The organism is Paenibacillus sp. FSL R7-0048 (assembly GCF_038004505.1).
GTDB classification, from domain to species: domain Bacteria; phylum Bacillota; class Bacilli; order Paenibacillales; family Paenibacillaceae; genus Paenibacillus_AQ; species Paenibacillus_AQ odorifer.
On the sequence record NZ_JBBORF010000001.1, the window covers coordinates 4,060,733 to 4,079,179 of the forward strand.

The window sequence follows — 18,447 nt, forward strand, 5'->3', positions numbered from 1 at the left end:
ATGTTAATACTTCACTTTATTAAAGCCTAATTTTAAGCTTTTTTCCGGGTGAGCAAACGTTTCTCAGGCTTATAGCTGACCGGTATTTTATGGCGTTTCGCAATTTTTAAATAAAGTGCCAATTCTCTGCAAAGCTGCAGAATCGCTGATCGCACTTCAAATTCCTCACGTGTCTCTGGCAAATCCATGCTTTCAAACTCATGTTCAAGCTCTTCCAGCAAATGTTCCGTGCGGCCTGTATATTCTTCAGCCAAAACATCTCCGCTAAGCTGGTCGAACAATTCAGCTACCATCTCTCCATGCGGTAAATGGCGATATACTTGAGAAATCAGCTGCATCATGCTTTGTATCGATTCCAGCTGCTCCTTACGCATATAGAAATAGACATTCCAAGCTTCATCAGGATGAATTACATGATTCTCCATCTCGCGAGTAGCTGCTGTCAGTCCCCGCTGCACTGCATTATCCGCATCAATTAATTCTTTGCCATCCCACATATACGCAGGCTCACGCAAAGTACGGGCCATTTGAGTAAAAATAACTGAAAAGTATCGATCCACTTCCTTGCGGATTCCATAAATAACTCCCCCAGTCTGTGGCATGTAAATTAAGTTGACCACCCCCGCTGAACCGAGACCTATGGCCAGTAGCTCTACTTGCTGCAACAACACATGTAGCGATAACTCAGCTTGTCCAAACACACGAAACACAATAACAGAGCTAGTGACAATCCCTTCCTTGTAGCCAGACTTCACAATCATCGGAAAGCCAACAAGAACGTACAGTCCAAGTACCCAGTAATGAAACCCTAATATCCAAAATAAAATACACCCAAAAAAGAGTCCCACGAGCGAGGCCAAAAAACGCGCCGTTATCGTCCGGAAACTCCTTTTCAAGGTAACCTCCACACCCAGAATGGCTAAAAGCCCTGCACTTTGTGCATTGGGTATGCCTACTGCAGACGCGAGAAGAACGGACATTAACGTCGCAGCAGCTGTTTTAATCACACGAAATCCCATAACCCTATCTCTCCTTAAAAGCACTAACCGTTAATAGGTAAAGATATAGACATGTTACAAGATTTTGTGAATGGACACAACGTTACATTAGACTTACCGCCGGTATAACAAGCGCTTCTCCAGATACACTACCAGTTGATACATTGCCGTTGCTACGGCTGCAATAATCAGCAGACTGGACATCACAAGCGTGAAATTAAACACCTGGAATCCATATATGATCAGGTACCCAAGACCGGATTTTGCTACTAGAAACTCTCCTACGATAACCCCGACCCATGACATTCCCACATTCACCTTTAGGGTAGAGACCACCGTTGGAAAAGATGCCGGAAGAATCACTTTAAAAAACACCTGAACTTTAGAAGCTCCAAAAGAGCGGACCACCTTCACCAGATTAGGATCCACACTGCAAAAGCTATTGTAAACAACAAGTGTAGTAATAATCACCGTAATCGATAAGGTTGTCACAACGATAGCGGTGAAACCCGCCCCGAACATTACGATAAAAATCGGCCCCAAGGCCACCTTCGGCATACTGTTAAAGACAACCATAAACGGATCAAGCACCGCTGATAAAAACGGAGACCACCAAATAATCACTGCCAGCAGCGTTCCTAACAAGGTTCCCAGAACAAATCCTACCGCAGTCTCTCCTACCGTCATCCCCAAATGAGGCCACAAGCTTCCACTGATCATATCCTGCCAAATCTGCTTGAAGATTTTTGTCGGGTAGCTGAACAATAACTCATCAATCCAGCCCATTCTTGCTCCTGCTTCCCACAACACAAAGAACAGCAGCAATAGACTGCTTCTTACAGCAATAACCTGATTACGCCGGCGCTGTTTAGTTTTTTTGAAATCCACATGCATTTGCTGCAGCCACAGTTCACGGGAAGCTAAGACACCCGCTTGCTCTGTTCGTTTCATTAGCTTTCCCTCCCTGCGATCTCCATCTCTGTCCATACTTCATGAAAAAGCTCCGCAAACCCTGGCTGATCACGCGCATACAGCGGTGGGGCTGAGCGGATTAGCTCCGGAACAGGAAAAACTTTACGAATCTTCCCTGGATTTCGCTGCAATAAAATAACCCTACTGCTGACCGCAATCGCTTCTGACAGATCATGCGTGACCAAAATAGCCGTGGTTCCCCGGCTGCGTAAGGTCTCTGAGACTAAATCTTCCAGCTGAAGTTTGATCTGATAATCAAGTGCCGAGAACGGCTCGTCTAACAGCAGCAGTCCTGGATTGGTAGCTAATGTTCGTACAAGAGCCACCCGTTGCCGCATCCCTCCGGATAACTGAGAAGGATAGGCCTGTTCTTTCCCTTCTAATCCCATCTCGCGCAGCAGCTCCAAAGTCCGGTTATGGCTCTCCTCGTTTAAGCTTCCGGTCAGCTCCAGTCCAAGCACGGCATTGTCAAGAATACTCCGCCAAGGAAAAAGATAATCCTGCTGCAGCATATATCCAACCTCAGGTGAAGGGCCTAGAATGGGTTGGCCATTTACGAATACTTCTCCCTCAGAGGGCTGCAGCAGTCCGGCAATAATCGATAGGAGAGTCGTCTTACCACAGCCACTTGGGCCTACTAAGCTGACGAATTCTCCTTGCTCGACATTAAGATTTAGATCCTCAACGGCCAGTGAAGCTTCCCGATCGCCGAGATAGGCATGCGTTACTCCCTTTAATTGCACTACTGGAAGCAAGGTCATCCCCTCCTTATAGTTAACAAAATCCATTTAGGATCTTATCTCTCTTATTTAGAGCTACTGCTCTTTATGGTCTTTTCAGCTTTTTCAGCAAAAATATTATTCACGATCTTTTCTGCTGGAACACGTTCTTTAAGTTCACCTGCGTTGTCCATAACATCTAACAGATTATTCCATTCTTCATTATCAACAACCGGATTAATAGCGTAGGTGTCCTGTTCCTTGTAGCGTTTTACAGCAGAAATCACAATGTCACGATCCGTTTTATCAAAATAAGTTATTATGGCATCCGTAATTTCTTCAGGACTATGTTCCTTCACCCAAAGCTGAGCACGCTGGATGGCATTAGTGAACTTTTGCACGGTGTCTCCATTTTTGCTAATGTAGCTGTTTTTTGACATGAATACCGTATAAGGTAAATAACCGCTCTCCACCCCAAACGATGCCACTACAGCTCCCCGGTCTTCTCGTTCGAAGATAGAGGCCTGCGGCTCAAACAGCTGCACATAATCCCCAGTACCTGAAGCAAATGCACCGGCAATATTAGCAAAATCGATATTTTGGATCAAGGTAATATCCTTCGCAGGATCAATTCCCTTTTTAGATAAAGTAAACGCGCCTGCCATTTGTGGCATTCCGCCTTTTCTTTGACCAAGGAAGGTAGAGCCCTTCACTTTATCCCAATTAAAATCTCCATCAGCCTTACGGGCGAACAGGAATGTTCCATCCCTTTGAGTCAGCTGTGCAAAATTAATGACCGGATCATCCGAGCCCTGCTGATACACGTAAATGGAGGTTTCTGAACCAACCAACGCCACATCAATAGCTCCTGAGAGCAATGCAGTCATGGTTTTATCTCCACCGGGAATCGTCTGCAGTTCTACATCCAGCCCTTCATCTTTGAAGAAACCTTGAGTCAAGGCAACATACTCGGGTGCATAAAAGACAGAGCGGGTAACCTCCCCAATCTTCACCTTTACCGTCTCTGACTTTCCGCCGCAACCGGCAAGTACTGAAAAGCATAAAGTAATGATCATGAGCGACAATGACAGCTTTTTCCGAATCTTCATTCTTCATTCTCCTTTCTTACCGGGTCCTTCGCCCTTGCTTAAAGCATATGCACATGCCTACTGAAAGGTTAAAATCCCGAATATCGTGGGGAATTAAAAGAATATCCATGATATCAGCGGTTTTTATTGATTTTATGGATAAATATCACTGGATTTGCTGTTTTTATATCTGTGCAAACGTTTTACCTGAGGATTTGATTACAGTACTATAAGAATTAAAGCGCTTACCATTTCCTTTATAGGAAAATTGCAGCAGAAGGGGTTATTTTATATGGATAAACGAGCAACATCTATCGCCAAAAAACACACAATAAACGGACTTTTGACTCTTAGCTTAACTGCCGCTCTGCTATCCGGTTGTTCAGGAAATAATAACAATATTCCTTCCTCTGCCTCCCCTTCTCCATCGCCAAAAGCAAATACAGCTCAGAATACTACAACACCTCCCGCTGCAAAAACGATTACCACTGACGAACAGCCCTCAACGGTTTATTATGAGATTTTTGTTCGTTCATTCTATGACTCTGACGGGGATGGCATCGGTGACCTCAAAGGGATTACCAAGAAATTAGATTACTTAAATGACGGAAATCCTGACACCACAGACGATCTGGGGATCGGTGGGATTTGGCTTATGCCTATTAACCCTTCACCAAGCTATCATGGTTACGATGTGACAGATTATCGTGCAATCAATCCAGATTATGGGACGATTGAGGATTTACAAGAGCTCGTTACGGAGGCGCATAAACGTGGGATTAAAGTAATTATGGATTTGGTCGTGAATCATACCTCTAAAGAACATCCTTGGTTCGTAGATTCCGCTAAAAATAAGGACAGCAAATATCGCGACTGGTACATATGGGCTGAAGATCAAGGACGCCCTGCCAATGGAGCTAGTGCCGCTGGTAGTGGCAGTGCATGGCACTCTTTACTGGGTAGTCATTATCTAGGTGGCTTTTGGGAAGGCATGCCTGATCTAAATTTTGATCATACGGAAGTTCGTAATGAAATGAAGGATATCGGTAAGTTTTGGCTGGAACAAGGGGTTGATGGATTTCGTTTAGATGCTGCTAAACATATATACGAAGACCTTCTAAGCGACAAAAGCCAAGCCACAACCAATAAAAATGTATCTTGGTGGCAGGATTTCCGCAAAGCGATGAATGAAGTAAATCCTCAAGCTTATATTGTCGGCGAAGTATGGGAGAATTCTGCAGTCACCGTAGGGGCTTATTTGGATCAAGCCTTCGACTCTAGCTTTAACTTTGGGTTAGCCGAGACCCTTATTAATTCCGTGAAAACTGAAAAAGACAGCGGGACTGCCTTTACGCTGGAACGTACGTATAATTTGTACTCCAAAATATCTGATAGCCATTTTACCGATGCAATTTTTTTGACAAATCATGATCAAAACAGAGTCATGAGTCAATTAGACAGCAATCTGGATCATGCAAAAATGGCAGCAGCCCTGCTGTTAACCTTGCCTGGAAATCCTTATATTTATTATGGTGAAGAAATAGGAATGCTTGGTGTAAAACCAGATGAAGGAATTCGTGAGCCCATGAGATGGATGACAGCGGATCAGGGTGAGGGGCAGACTACTTGGGAGGTCGACAGCAATAACGCTGATGATGTTAGCATTAATGTCGAAAGCCAGACTAACGACAGCAGCTCACTGCTTAAAAGATACCGCGAACTCATTGCGTTAAGAAACGAAGTCCCAGCGCTCCGTGATGGCGGAATTCGAGACTACACTTCTGGCAATGCAGGGGTAATGGTCTACGAACGTATAACAACAGAGGATCAAGTCCTCGTTGTTCATAACCTAACTGGAGATGAACAAATCATTACGCTTCATCCAAATGCCGAGGGTATCTCTTACACCAAGATCCAAAAGACAACTGCTGACAAAGTGACCTTAAATTCAGATCAGCTTACTCTTCCTCCCTATTCAACGGTTATTGTGGACTAGGAAAAGAAGAGGAATGAAACACCCACTCTGCAACAGAACCAAATAATTGTGCTTTCGATATAGGAAGAGCTACAATCCAGTCTTGGGAAGGATCGCTGCTCATTCGCAGCAACCAACCACTTGAATGATCACTTATGAAGCTAGCATACTGAAACTTCCAGCCATTTTCACTAGAAATACAGAGTCGCAATTCTCCCTCTGCGTCGAAGCATTTCATCACTTGTGCAAGATGGTTGGAATGAACATCATCTCCTGTCTCTGCAGCTAAACACTCTGAGAGTCTGTGAACCGTAGAGGAATCAGAGCCTTTTTTCAGCTCCTCGAACCTTTTTTTTGACATTAGTAACGCCGGAATCCCGTGAGCAAAGGGCTCCATCGCTCTCTCACATTCGAACAACTCGAGACAAAAGCTCTCTGTTTCCTCTCTGTTCTTCAGCACACACGGAGGAGAGTCCGGTGTATTATTGCAGTAGGCTAGTATTTTATCCTTATGTATTTGTAAACACAGATCTTTAGTTTTCTCCTTCTCTCTATATTTGAATCTACCTATCCTTTCTGCTGTAGACGCAGTATTTAACAATTCATTTAAAACTACTTGGTCGGTTACCCGATCTGGAAATAAAAATTCCGTTAAATCCGTTAAATCCGTTCGTTCTTTCTCATTCACATTATTGTATCCTTCCTGTATTACATATAAATGTATATTAAACTAGCAATCTTTATGTTATCATAAGCTAATTTTAAGGTAAAATTAAGAAACAAGGGGTATGATCATTAACATGAAATACTTGTAGCGAGGTGATTTCAAAATGAGAATGCTCATCACATTTCAGAACAAACTTGTACCTGTGTATTTCACAACAGAAAATAAACAGCCCACTCAAAAAGTACTTAGATTACTTAACAGTACGCTGGAGCTCAAAATTCAAAAGGGCAAAAGTGCCCTCCAGAAATGCCTCAATTCTCTGATTAGTATCGAAATTAAAGGCTCTGAAGCTATATTGCACAGTTACAGTGAAAATGATTCATTGGCGCTATCCCTCTATTAATGGAGGGGTAGTTTTTTTGTCACAACATTGCTGTCCTCAGCTTTCTAATAAGGAACGTCCTAAGTATCCAAGTCGTGCAGCTTGGACTCGTTGTCTTTTTGAAGCTAAACTTGATCCAAAATGACACTCCGTTTGATTGAGATACTATTTGCGCATACATAGGTATACATAGCTTCAACTCTCAAAGTCAGGGACCTTGGTTCGCTGGTCCTGCTTGGTTCTGCTTGGTGCTACTTGGTTCTACTTGGTTCTACTTGGTTCACCTTGGTTCTGCTTGATGCCACTTTGTACTGATTTGTGCTATTTCATGGCACGTTTGGATTTCTGCTTGCCGGCCATCCCCATAGCCGGCTGCTATCGGACTCAGATGACCTTAATCGTAACTTTTGGGCTCATTTGGAATTCTAACGGACCCCAGGGTCACTATTGGCTCGAAAAACACTAATTATCGTCCTCAAAAAGCTAAATAGCTGCGCTGGAGTCCGAAACTCTGCTCTAATGTTCATAAATTCGCATATAGCGTCATCTGAGTCCGCGGTAATCTAAATTCGAAACTCAGTTTGCTTTAGTTGCTATTGTCGTGTACATAGTTGCTACTGTCGCGTACATAGTTGCTACTGTTGTAGCTTTAGTCGCTGCTTTTGAACTCATAGCCACTGCTTTCGGACTCAGATGACCTTAATCGTAACTTTTGGGCTCATTTGGAATCCCATCGGACCCCAGAGTCGCTATTGGCGCGAAAAGCACTAATTATCGACCTCAAAAAGCTGAATAGCTGCATTGGAGTCCGATACTCTGCTCTGATGCTCATAAATTCGCATATAGCGTCATCTGAGTCCGCAGTAATCTAAATTCGAAACTCAGTTTGCTTTAGTTGCTATTATCGTGTACATAGTTGCTACTGTCGGAGCTTTAGTCGCTGCTTTTGAACTCATAGCCACTACTTTCGAACTCATAGTACGATTCTATCGGACTCAGCTGACCTTAAACATAAATTTTGGGCTCATTTGTAATTCTATCGGACCCCAGAGTCACTATTGGCGCGAAAAACACTAATTATCGACCTCAAAAAGCTGAATAGCTGCGCTGGGGTCCGAAACTCTGCTCTAATGACTGAAAATTCGCATATAGCGTCATCTGAGTCCGTTGGCCGCTGAGGATACTTGGAAGGTCACTTAGCGAGTGATTTGTTGTCTGACTTAGCCGTTAACTTAGTGTGTAGCTCAGTGGGTTACTCGGCGGGTGACTTGGTGTTACTTGATGTGTAGCTCAGTTAGTTAATCAGCGGGTGACTTGGTGTTACTTGGTGTGTAGCTCAGTGAGTTAATCAGCGGGTGACTTGGTGTTACTTGGTGTGTAGCTCAGTGAGTTAATCAACGGGTGATTAGTTGTGTTAGTCAGTGAGGTGACTTAGCCGTTAACTTGGTGTGTGACTCAGTGGGTAACTCAGCGGGAGATTTGTTGTGTGACTTAGTAAGTCGTTTAGCGGTTGACTTAATGTGTGACTCAGTTAGTGACCTACACGTTACTAGTTATGTGACTCAGTTAGTAACTTAGCCGTTAACTCGGCGTGTGACTGACTCAGTGTGTAACTTAGCAGTTGACTTGGTATGTTACTCAACAAATGACTTTGCATTGGTTAGCAGATTAGATGTAGTGGGTGGCCTGACCCTACTAAGTCACCTGCCAAAAGTGACGTTTGTCGTAGGTTGGCTTTCATTTGCTGCCCCTTTATGCTGAAGCAATCTGCCAGAACTAAAAAACGCAGAGCAGTGATCCCCCCTTAACGGGAGGATCACTGCTCTGCTATATTTACGGACTTTTTTAACCCAAGGACTCTGTCTCATTCAGCGAAAAATCTACTATTAGGAAGAGCTAAGCAATTATCAGCTGATCTTGTAATTCTTCTGCTCTGCTTTTTCAGCTTTCTGGATTCGAAGTCTAAATAGCTTCACTAAATTCTGACGCGTATGCTCTTCGTGACAGCTGTCCAATTTTTTAATGATAAACCGATCGATGGACATGTCAATCGCTCCTTTTAGATCATTCTGGAACTTATAGAGGCAGGAAATTATTTCCTGTTCTTTGTATCACCTATTAACCTTGTTTTCATTTTTTCAAACTCCTTAAGCGCAAACAAATTTCAAGAACAAAAAAATAATTTACAAACAAAAGATTACATGCTATATTAAATATAGTTAATATTAAATACACACATGCAAGGGAGAAATCATAATGTCTAAAGTTCTATTTATTAAAGCAAACAACCGTCCAGCAGAACAATCCGTAAGTGTTAAGCTTTACAATGAATTCTTGGAGAGCTACAAACTCAACCACCCAGAAGATGAAATCACTGAGCTTGATCTGTTCGCAGAGCAACTTCCATACTACGACAATACCCTGATCACTGGTATGTATAAAGCCGCTCAAGGATACGAAGCAACACCTGAGGAAGCAGCTGGTGCCGCTATCGTTAATAAATATCTTAATCAGTTCATCGCTGCAGATAAGGTAGTATTCGGTTTCCCACTGTGGAACATGACTGTACCTGCTGTATTGCACACTTATGTAGATTACCTTTGCCAAGCTGGTAAAACATTCTCTTACACTGCTGAAGGTCCAGTTGGTCTTTTGACAGGTAAAAAAGCAATCGTTCTGAATGCAAGAGGCGGTATCTACTCTGAAGGTCCTGCTGCAAGTGCTGAAATGGCAGTAAACTTCATCGTTGGTAACCTTAACCTGTGGGGAATTAAAGATATTACACAAGTAATCATCGAAGGCCACAACCAACTTCCAGCACAATCCGCTGAAATCATTGAAAACGGATTGCAACTGGCTAAGGAAACTGCTGCATCCTTCTAAACCATAACCGTTTAGATTCAATTCAATAATGAAGGGCGCCCCTTAGCTGTCAAAAGCTAAGGGGCGCCCTTTTTCAATGTCTATGCCGTTATATCAATTCTTTTTAATATTCATCCAGCTCTTTACGCCATCCGTATCCTCTGGTTCTGGATGAACTCACTTTAGTGGAAGCTGCGCTTTTTCTCTTAAGCTTGGCTTCTTTATTATTTTGGTACAATACTTCTCGTTGTGTTTTTCGGTAGTTGAATAGTCTCTTCTCTTCCAGTTCACCTGTTTGGACTGCTTCCAGTACAGCACAGCCCTCTTCGCGTTCATGTCTACAGTTACTAAACCGGCACTTAGAAGCTAGACCGCTGATATCACTAAACGCTAGATCAAGACCACCTTCATCTTCCCAGAGCTGCAGCTCCCGCATCCCCGGTGTATCTACGATAATCCCCCCATCCGGCAAAACAAACAGTTCACGGTGGGTAGTAGTATGACGTCCGCGGCTATCCCCTTCTCTAACATCCTGCGTAATCTGAAGGTTCTTTCCGCATAGCCAGTTGACCATTGTCGACTTCCCACAACCGGAAGAGCCCGTAAGAGCTACTGTTTGACCCTCACCAATGTAAGGCAGCAGCTTCTCGCGTCCTTCATCTTGTATTGCACTAACAGCATGTACTGATACTCCGGGAGCCGCGCTCTCCATTTCAGCGATTTTACTGTCTGCATCCGGACAAAGATCCGCTTTAGTGAGTAGAATAACTGGATTTGCCCCACTATTCCAAGCCATGATCAGATATCTCTCCATCCGGCGAACATTAAAGTCATCATTCAACGCGCTGACCAGAAATAATGTGTCTACATTGGAGGCAACAATTTGCTCATCTTGTGTATTTCCTGCGACCTTGCGTGAGATCACACTCTGCCGAGGCAATACGCCATGTATGATTCCATGCTCGCCGCCATCTTGCATCGCCAATGCTACCCAGTCTCCAATGGCAGGAAAATCACCCGAGGCTACAAATGTGTGTCTCAGCTTCCCGGAAAGCTCTCCCCACGTCTCTCCTACATCAGTTAACACCTTGTACTTACTGCCAAAGTCACCAACGATTCTCCCGGGAATTTTATCCTCTGCATGACTCCACTTTTCATTCCATTTTGTACTCCAGTTTTCATTCCAACCATATTGCTTTATGCTATTCATTCATTTCCTCCTAAAAGATATGTTTATGTTTTTTCTTGCCCCTTGGCGTTTTCCGAGAACACAAAAAGCCGCCGGAAATAAAGACTCCGGCGGCGGTATATAGACATGTGGATTTATTACACCAAATCCAATCTTTCTATACACGCAAAAAAGCCACCGGACCCTATACGGTTCCCGGTGGCTCTAATAAGCGTAATTGAGCTTACCTGCTAAACTGCACGAATCAATTATTCGGCAGCAGCTGTTCCCGGAAGACACGTATCCACAACAGTTGAGTTCATTACATTTAAAACTGTCATAAAACATCGTCTCCTTCCGAAATTTAAGATGCTGTTATCATAATTGGTGCAGCAGTAAAATGTCAACCCCAAATTTTCCAGATTACAAAATAGCCTTTAATTCTTTCAGCTCACGGATCATTTTCCAAGGTTGGATGTCCAACTGATCGTCCCAAGGATGTTTCCTTTGCAGCCATATCCCTTCAAGGCCAGCCTTACCTGCCCCCCAGATATCATTTATCGGATGATCCCCTATAAACAAGGTTTGATCCGCAGAGGCACCCAGCCTGTCTAAAGCTAATTGATAAATCGCAGGATCAGGCTTCGCAATGCCAACTTCTCCAGATATAACAATAGCCTTGAAGTACTCTCGCAGGCCGAGAATATCAATTTTGGTGTTCTGGATTTCTTTTTTACCGTTGGTGACCAGCCCCAAAGTATATCCACGCTCCACGCAATACTCCAGAACCTCCAAAGCATGCTCCATGGCTGCACCATGATTGATGTAGCTCGCATCATAATACGCTCTGATATGTTCAGCCGACACAGGCTTTTCCCAAGGCAGGATCTCACTAAGTTCTAAAAAAAATCCGTCTTTATCACGGTAGCCATCAGCGTCTCTGTGGATCATATCCTCGATCACGGCCTGCGCTTCCGCAGGTTCAAGATGCCCAAGAAAATCCTGCACGAACTGAGTGCTAAAGCTGCGAAATGTATAGTCGCGATCCATTAAAGTATTGTCCAGATCAAATAAAATAGCTTGTACATCCTTCATCAAGCAATTCCCCTTACATGCTGTTAATTTTCAAACCTAACCTACAGAATGTAATTGTACTATGCCTTTAGAGACAAAGAAAAGACTATTCAACAAAAAGGATTTGTGGCTTCCCTTTTACTGAACAGTCTTTGTGAAGATTCATATCTACGTCATTCCTTTACTCGAAATGCTCTGCCCGATGGGTCAGCATCATTTCTTCATCCGTAATATACAACGGAAAAGGAGGTGTTTCTTTCAGATAACTTTCTGTAGATAACAACCGATAATGAACCTCTGGCAACCAGGTGTCTTCAAGCAGTGGTAGCTTGCCTGTATCACTAATATAACTGTCTACAGCAGCCTGAACTAAATCAAGATAATACGGTACTAACTTGTCTTCTTCCTCGAAAATTTCATAGGTCTCTCGAGACATATAGAAATTCCGTTCGGGTATTCCACCCAAATAACGTTTCAGACGACTCATATCGATTCTTTTGTCCTCTAAGATTAATGCTGTTCTATTAATAGGTCCAGGCATATCTTCTTCGAACTTTCGAATCGCCTGTTTCACTTGAGGTAATGTGACGGTTACATGATCTGATTTGGGTTGCTTTTTTGTGCGTTTAAATAACATAACGAAAGTCTCCTTTCTAAATATGTCTCAGATAACGCTTACAATTCCATTTTATTCGAAATTCGAATAATTAATCAGTACATTTCAAATCGACACAGAATGTTAATATTTAAAAGATCATTATTTGACATATTCCCACCGAGTCCATACTTCTCGAGGATTTAGTTCATACTTGTCCTTCTCACGATACATAAACTGATGCATGATGAATTCACGACGAATAGTGGCAAAATCTTCATGAAACTGCTTAATAAACTCATTGATTTCCTTTTCCGTATAAACAACACCTGGCTCTAGCTTCTCAACCATGTATTGAAGCGCTATCAATTTCTTCTTGTATTGTGCGGGAATTTGCCGCAGCCGGCCATCTTTAGAGAAAAAATTACGAATTACAGTATCCTGAAGACTATTCTCAGGCAATTGCTCTTCCATATTCTCAGCTCCTTTCGAAAAAATAAATTGCAGTGAAGCTTCAGCCCCATTATTGATAAACTCCGGATTCAACTTAAAGTAAACTGTATTTTTGTCGCGTCTTTCCTTTATTAGAGCCGCTTCACGTAATTTAGCCGCATGATGAGTGACTGTAGGCTGCGATAAATTCAACTTCTCAGCCAGCGCTTGCCCATGCATTTCTCCTTGGGACAGAAGCAACAATAAGCGAAGACGCGTTGGATCAGCTAAAGCTTTATGATAACTCACGATTTTCTCCAACTGCACTGGGTTCACGCTCCTAGAATTTCACAATACATTGATACATTAGATATATATCTAATTATATAATAATCAACGTTGTTCTTGCAATGGTTATTATACTCAATCTGCTCTTATGGAAAAATTCATGAATTTAGGGTAGGATTTAAAGAAAAGATAGTAACAATCAGGAGGTAACCCGCTTTATGAAAGATGTCATTATTATCGGTGCAGGTCCTTGCGGCCTCTCGGCAGCTATTGAATGCCAACGCCAAGGTTTGTCCAGCCTTATCATTGAAAAAAGCTTTATTGTGCACTCCATTTATTTGTATCCAACAAATATGCAATTTTTCAGTACGGCTCAGTTATTAGAAATCGGGGATGTTCCTTTCACTTCGACCAACGACAAGCCTTACCGTCATGAAGCGCTTGTCTATTATCGCCGAGCCGCCGAGCAATATGGTCTAGAGATCGCCGCTTATGAAGAAGCATTATCCATTGAACCGCTTGAAGATGGAACCTTTGCCGTACATACGTCAAATATGCGTGGTGAGCATCAGAAACGTATCACTGCAAATGTAGTTATAGCAACAGGTTATTTTGATCAGCCGAATATGATTGGCATTCCAGGTGAAGAACTACCTAAAGTTACTCATTATTTCGGTGAAGCCCATCCTTACACGGGAATGAAGGTAACTGTAATTGGCGGCAGTAATTCCGCAGTAGATGCAGCACTGGAGCTTATGCGTGTAGGAGCTACGGTAGATATGGTATATCGTGGTGAAAGCATCTCAGAGAATATTAAACCTTGGGTTCGGCCAATCTTCGAAGGCATGGTGCAAAAAGGGAAAATCACTCTGCACTTAGGCTCGCGTGTCACTGAAATTACTGCAAGCTCAGTAATTGTTACGGATCATAAGGGGGACAAGAAAGCATTGGATAATGATTTCGTTCTTGCCTTGACTGGCTTCCGTCCGAGCCGTACCCTCCTCACTTCAGCGGGTGTGATCATGGATGACGACATGGATAAGCCTGCTTTTAACACCTCTACCATGGAAAGTAATGTTCCAGGGTTGTATGTTGCTGGAGTAATCGCCTCCGGCCGCAATGCTAACGAAGTGTTTATTGAGACCGGAAGAGGGCATGGTAAGCTTATTGCAGATCACATTGTGTCAAAAGAAAGTTCTAATCCTAAGGAGTTGAAACATTAAGATGGACATGACCTCTTTGCTTTTGCTTGGACTTGCAGCGCTTGGAATTATCAGCAGCAATTCCCCTGTAACAATAGCAATGGTCGTCCTATTACTGCTAAGAGTACTTGGCTTACAGCAAACTTTTCCTTGGCTAGAAAAATACGGTTTAACCATCGGGATTATCATCCTGACCATCGGGGTCATGACCCCATTAGCCAGCGGCAAAATATCGCTGCAGACAGTCGGTCAATCCTTCTTGCACTGGAAGTCCTTACTTGCTATCGCTATTGGCATTCTCGTCGCTTTTCTTGGAGGCCGCGGTGCTACGCTCATGACCAACCAACCCACAGTTGTTGCAGGTCTGCTGATTGGCACGGTGATTGGGGTTGCGTTATTTAAAGGCGTTCCGGTCGGACCGCTGATCGCAGCCGGCATTTTATCACTTATGATCGGCAAAATGTAATAGAACAGCACAAAAAAGACCGCTTTTGGCGGTCTTTTTTATTGTGCCTTTTATTGAACCTTCTTCTTCATTATTCCTCCACCTGAGAAATGGACTGCGGAATTTGCTGCACCGCTCTTTTTTCAACGACTAATAAATCTTCAACGCCATACTCTGTCTTAATTTTCTGCAACTGCTTCAAAGCCTCTTCTTCTGTATTAAAATATCCTGCTTCCACGAGATATAAGCCCTTCTCATCCTTTAACATCCGCACATCCTCTAACCCATATAACATTTCTTCAGCCATACCCAGCGCCTCACCAGAAGGCTGTGAGACCGTTCTTAACGAATATACAGAGCCCCCTTTTACTTCGTCTCCTTTCTCTTTTAACGTAATCACTACCTGTGCTGGCTCTTTATATTCCTTTACCTCATAAGCAACCGAGTCCGTAAGCGTGACATTGAACCGAATAGCCGAATCATCTAGCGTAATTAGTGGATAAGCATCCTGGACATATCGGCTTTGTTTTAATGTCTCCAGATCTTTGACTGCTGAGAATTTTCTCGCCCCACTTACTGTAATCGTCATTGTTGCCGGATTTTCCGTAAACTTTACGTTATATGAGCTTGCTAACTGTTGTGTTTCATCTGGATTTGCAAAATTCAAAATCAATTGATCGCTATTCTTCAATTGTTTCACCGAAATAAAGTTCACATCTACTCCATCCTGAATGGTTCCACCACCTGCACTTCCTTCCGTAAATTGCAGAACACTGACCAGCTTACCTAGAACCGGTATTTGATCCATACTACTCGCAAAAGCAGGAACCGTATTTACACCCACCGTAAAAGAAATCAATACAGCAGCAGCTACTGATCCTGTCCATTTCAAGGCCCGTTTTGAAGAACTATTTTTTTGTTTATAGATTTTCCCTCTTTCAATTCCTTTACGAGAAGCGAATGATAGTTCTTTAGGAATTTCAATCTCATTATAGGCTTGCTGTAGACGTTCTAGTTGCTTATCCAAAGTACTCACTCTCCTCCATACTTATTTTTAATTTTTCCAAACCTCTATAAATAACGGTTTTGACACTGCTCAGGGGCATATCGAGAACTTCTGCAATTTCCTTTATGGGCAAGTCCTCCAAATATCTCATCACAATCACCATTCTTGATTTTTCATCAAGGCCGCTGAGCGCTTCATGCAAGTCCATAACTTCTTCCCTAGATTTCGGAGCATAGCTGCCTCCCAGCTCTTGATCTATATACACGATTTTTTTAGATTTACGGATAAAGTCCAGCGCACAGTTGACAGCGATCTTGGTGAGCCAAGTTTTAAAATATTGCGGTTGCTTCAATTTATGAATGGAGATATAGGCTTTGAAGACGGTCTCCTGCACAATCTCCAGCGCATCCTCTTGATTCCGCACATAGGAGTAGGCCATTCGGTATAAACGCTCCTGCATGCCGTCAATAAGCACAGTAAAGCTGTCTTCATCACCTGCTATCGCCTTTTCCTCAAGCGTGGTTTTATTCACGTTCCTCACTTCCTTTCATGATGTTTATAAGCTTTAGACGCACATGATCTCCGAAAAGACTCAGATTCCGTTTAGAATTTTTGCCATAGTATAAGTTACTGTGTGCCGCCACCCTGATTGGAATTCAAAAAAAGTGGCCTTCTCTTTCGAGAGGACCACTAAGTTGTTCAAGTATTTTTCCAAAAAAATATTAAGCGTCTAAATGCTGTACGTTAAATAATCGCGCATAACTACCCTCTATCGCCATCAGCTGTTCATGCGTACCCCGTTCAGTAATTTCACCATTCTCAAGTACGACAATCTGATCCGCATGTGTAATCGTTGACAGTCTATGCGCTACAATTAGTGTAGTACGTTCCGAAGAAAGAGACTGCAGCGCTTGTTGAATTAAATGCTCCGATTCCAGATCCAGCGCCGAAGTAGCTTCGTCTAATATAAGAACCTTCGGATCCTTGAGAAATACCCTTGCGATAGCAACCCGCTGCTTCTGTCCTCCGGATAGCTTAACACCACGTTCTCCCACTTCTGTCTCATAACCCAGTGGCAGCTGCTCAATAAAATCATGCGCATTGGCAGCTTTTGCTGCTGAAATGACTTCTTCTTCCGTGGCATTAGGATTACCGAACAAAATATTCTCACGCACAGATCCGCTGAATAAGAAATTATCTTGCAGGACCATGCCGACAGACCTACGCAAGCTTTCCTGTGTTAATTCCTGTATATCATAACCATCCATTTGGAGGCTGCCTTTACTGATGTCATAGAATCTCGGGATCAAGCTTATAAGGGAGGACTTTCCTCCACCGCTCATTCCGACGAACGCAATGGTCTGTCCGGGCTGAATACTCAGATTAATATCTTTTAAGACCCAATCATTCTCTTCGTTATATTTAAACCACACATTCTCAAAAGCAATCTCACCACGTGAATCCTTTAGCACTTTTGCTCCCGGCTTGTCTACAATATCATAAGGCTCATTCAGCAGCTCAAGCACCCGTTCAAGAGAAGCAGAGGCTTGCGTAAGCACCGTCGAGGAATTAATCAATCTCCGCAGCGGAGAATACATCCGGTCCAGATAGCCAAAGAAAGCTACAAAGGTACCTACTGTCAAATTGCCATGAATGACCTGATAACCACCATATCCGATGACCAAAAGAGGTGCTATATCCGTTAATGTATTAATTATTGCGAAGGTCATAGCATTCCAGCGGGTTTGCGCCATCGCTTTTTTAAGAAAGTTACCGTTGATGTCCTCAAACTGCTTCTGATCCACTTTTTCCATCGTAAAGCTGCGGATGATTGATATCCCTTGAATCCGTTCATGGAGATAACCTTGAATGCCAGCCAGAGCTTGGGAACGATCTTTCGTTAACAGCTTAAGCCGCTTATACAATTTGTTAACTGCAATTGCGTAAAAAGGTAATACCGAGATAGACACGAGCGCCAGCACCGGATTTAAATAAAACATAAATCCCAAAGCAAAAACTAGTGTAAACGTGTCGAGCCATACATTCATCATGCCGACTTCGACCAAATTTTTGGTCTGCTCAACATCGTTAATAAATCTGGAGATGGCTTCTCCCACCTTGGTATTCTGATAATACCGCAGTGACAGCCGCTGTAAATGACTGTAAAGCTTATTTCGCATATCGAACAACACTTTACTTGTGATAAGCTGAGCAAAGTATTGGCGATAATACTCTACGGGCCCTCTTACGATAACAAATAAAATTAAGGCACCACCCAGAATAAGCATCAAATGTGATACCCGTTCCTCAATCCCCATGCTCGGGTTCATTAGGAGGTCATCGACCACGTATTTCAGAATCATTGGCAGTGTTAGCGGAATACTGAATTTGATCATGCCGATAAACAGCGTAAACACAATCAATTTCATATAAGGTCGTACAAAAGTAAAATATGATTTCCATTGCTTCACAGGAATATTCTGTCCCTTCTCTTTAGTGAGTTGCTAAGTACAGTTGACTTTTGCTCTCTACAGTGTTTTTATAATTTTAGATCATAAGTACAATTGCAGTACC

General features: G+C 42.9%; 18 protein-coding genes. 5 read left to right on the forward strand and 13 right to left on the reverse strand.

Annotated elements, in window-relative coordinates; translation table 11 throughout:
- Window positions 1-32: 32 nt before the first annotated feature.
- The 4 genes from NSQ91_RS18150 to NSQ91_RS18165 all read right to left on the reverse strand — a co-directional run bounded on the left by NSQ91_RS18150 (window position 33) and on the right by NSQ91_RS18165 (window position 3,798).
- Window positions 33-1,019 carry an aromatic acid exporter family protein gene (locus NSQ91_RS18150; RefSeq protein ID WP_076128366.1) on the reverse strand — a complete coding sequence of 329 codons (987 nt, stop codon included), beginning with the start codon at window positions 1,017-1,019 and terminating at the stop codon, window positions 33-35.
- 93 nt (window positions 1,020-1,112) lie between these two features.
- Window positions 1,113-1,949, reverse strand: coding sequence for an ABC transporter permease (locus NSQ91_RS18155; protein ID WP_076128364.1), 837 nt, complete (start codon window positions 1,947-1,949; stop codon window positions 1,113-1,115).
- Window positions 1,949-2,725, reverse strand: a complete 777-nt coding sequence (locus NSQ91_RS18160) for an ABC transporter ATP-binding protein (RefSeq protein ID WP_076128362.1) — start codon at window positions 2,723-2,725, stop codon at window positions 1,949-1,951. The genes NSQ91_RS18155 and NSQ91_RS18160 overlap by 1 nt, the downstream gene beginning before the upstream one ends.
- Window positions 2,726-2,775: 50 nt before the next feature.
- Window positions 2,776-3,798 carry an ABC transporter substrate-binding protein gene (locus tag NSQ91_RS18165; RefSeq protein ID WP_340919211.1) on the reverse strand — a complete coding sequence of 341 codons (1,023 nt, stop codon included), beginning with the start codon at window positions 3,796-3,798 and terminating at the stop codon, window positions 2,776-2,778.
- A gap of 271 nt (window positions 3,799-4,069) precedes the next feature.
- Between NSQ91_RS18165 and NSQ91_RS18170 the strand changes: the two genes are divergently transcribed.
- Complete coding sequence (locus NSQ91_RS18170) at window positions 4,070-5,773, forward strand: alpha-amylase family glycosyl hydrolase (RefSeq protein ID WP_340919215.1); 1,704 nt, start codon at window positions 4,070-4,072, stop codon at window positions 5,771-5,773.
- Here the strand turns inward: NSQ91_RS18170 and NSQ91_RS18175 are convergent.
- Complete coding sequence (locus NSQ91_RS18175; protein ID WP_340919219.1) at window positions 5,760-6,440, reverse strand: hypothetical protein; 681 nt, start codon at window positions 6,438-6,440, stop codon at window positions 5,760-5,762. The genes NSQ91_RS18170 and NSQ91_RS18175 overlap by 14 nt on opposite strands.
- A 142-nt stretch (window positions 6,441-6,582) precedes the next feature.
- On the opposite strand from NSQ91_RS18175, the gene NSQ91_RS18180 reads away from it, so the two are divergent.
- Window positions 6,583-6,822 (forward strand): hypothetical protein, encoded by a 240-nt coding sequence (locus NSQ91_RS18180; RefSeq protein ID WP_036687997.1) that lies wholly within the window; start codon window positions 6,583-6,585, stop codon window positions 6,820-6,822.
- Window positions 6,823-8,708: 1,886 nt separating this feature from the next.
- Here NSQ91_RS18180 and NSQ91_RS18185 read toward each other — a convergent pair.
- Window positions 8,709-8,846 carry a hypothetical protein gene (locus tag NSQ91_RS18185; RefSeq protein WP_170914292.1) on the reverse strand — a complete coding sequence of 46 codons (138 nt, stop codon included), beginning with the start codon at window positions 8,844-8,846 and terminating at the stop codon, window positions 8,709-8,711.
- 211 nt (window positions 8,847-9,057) lie between these two features.
- Here NSQ91_RS18185 and NSQ91_RS18190 point away from each other — a divergent pair, with 211 nt between their 5' ends.
- On the forward strand, window positions 9,058-9,684 hold the full coding sequence (locus NSQ91_RS18190; protein WP_076128352.1) for an FMN-dependent NADH-azoreductase: 627 nt from the start codon (window positions 9,058-9,060) through the stop codon (window positions 9,682-9,684).
- Window positions 9,685-9,787: 103 nt separating this feature from the next.
- Here the strand turns inward: NSQ91_RS18190 and rsgA are convergent, their stop codons facing one another.
- The 4 genes from rsgA to NSQ91_RS18210 form a co-directional block, all read right to left on the reverse strand.
- Window positions 9,788-10,873, reverse strand: coding sequence for a ribosome small subunit-dependent GTPase A (rsgA, locus tag NSQ91_RS18195; RefSeq protein ID WP_340919223.1), 1,086 nt, complete (start codon window positions 10,871-10,873; stop codon window positions 9,788-9,790).
- A gap of 381 nt (window positions 10,874-11,254) precedes the next feature.
- Window positions 11,255-11,926, reverse strand: coding sequence for an HAD family hydrolase (locus tag NSQ91_RS18200; protein ID WP_076280028.1), 672 nt, complete (start codon window positions 11,924-11,926; stop codon window positions 11,255-11,257).
- 160 nt (window positions 11,927-12,086) lie between these two features.
- Window positions 12,087-12,542, reverse strand: a complete 456-nt coding sequence (locus tag NSQ91_RS18205; protein ID WP_036688004.1) for a DUF3939 domain-containing protein — start codon at window positions 12,540-12,542, stop codon at window positions 12,087-12,089.
- A gap of 120 nt (window positions 12,543-12,662) precedes the next feature.
- Window positions 12,663-13,259, reverse strand: a complete 597-nt coding sequence (locus tag NSQ91_RS18210) for a DUF2087 domain-containing protein (protein WP_036688006.1) — start codon at window positions 13,257-13,259, stop codon at window positions 12,663-12,665.
- Between the two features lie 179 nt (window positions 13,260-13,438).
- Between NSQ91_RS18210 and NSQ91_RS18215 the strand changes: the two genes are divergently transcribed.
- Together NSQ91_RS18215 and NSQ91_RS18220 are read left to right on the forward strand one after the other, a co-directional pair.
- Window positions 13,439-14,443 carry a YpdA family putative bacillithiol disulfide reductase gene (locus tag NSQ91_RS18215; RefSeq protein WP_036688007.1) on the forward strand — a complete coding sequence of 335 codons (1,005 nt, stop codon included), beginning with the start codon at window positions 13,439-13,441 and terminating at the stop codon, window positions 14,441-14,443.
- A 1-nt stretch (window position 14,444) separates the two neighbouring features.
- Entirely contained in the window at window positions 14,445-14,888 is a 444-nt protein-coding gene (locus NSQ91_RS18220; protein WP_036688009.1) for a DUF441 domain-containing protein, read from the forward strand.
- 70 nt (window positions 14,889-14,958) lie between these two features.
- Here the strand turns inward: NSQ91_RS18220 and NSQ91_RS18225 are convergent, their stop codons facing one another.
- The 3 genes from NSQ91_RS18225 to NSQ91_RS18235 form a co-directional block, all read right to left on the reverse strand.
- Window positions 14,959-15,894, reverse strand: coding sequence for a DUF4179 domain-containing protein (locus NSQ91_RS18225; protein WP_076128342.1), 936 nt, complete (start codon window positions 15,892-15,894; stop codon window positions 14,959-14,961).
- Complete coding sequence (locus NSQ91_RS18230; protein WP_076273301.1) at window positions 15,887-16,405, reverse strand: sigma-70 family RNA polymerase sigma factor; 519 nt, start codon at window positions 16,403-16,405, stop codon at window positions 15,887-15,889. Before NSQ91_RS18230 ends, NSQ91_RS18225 begins: the two co-directional genes overlap by 8 nt.
- Before the next feature lie 190 nt (window positions 16,406-16,595).
- A complete protein-coding gene (locus tag NSQ91_RS18235; protein WP_076128337.1) occupies window positions 16,596-18,344 on the reverse strand; it encodes an ABC transporter ATP-binding protein in 1,749 nt (582 codons plus the stop codon).
- Window positions 18,345-18,447 lie beyond the last annotated feature (103 nt).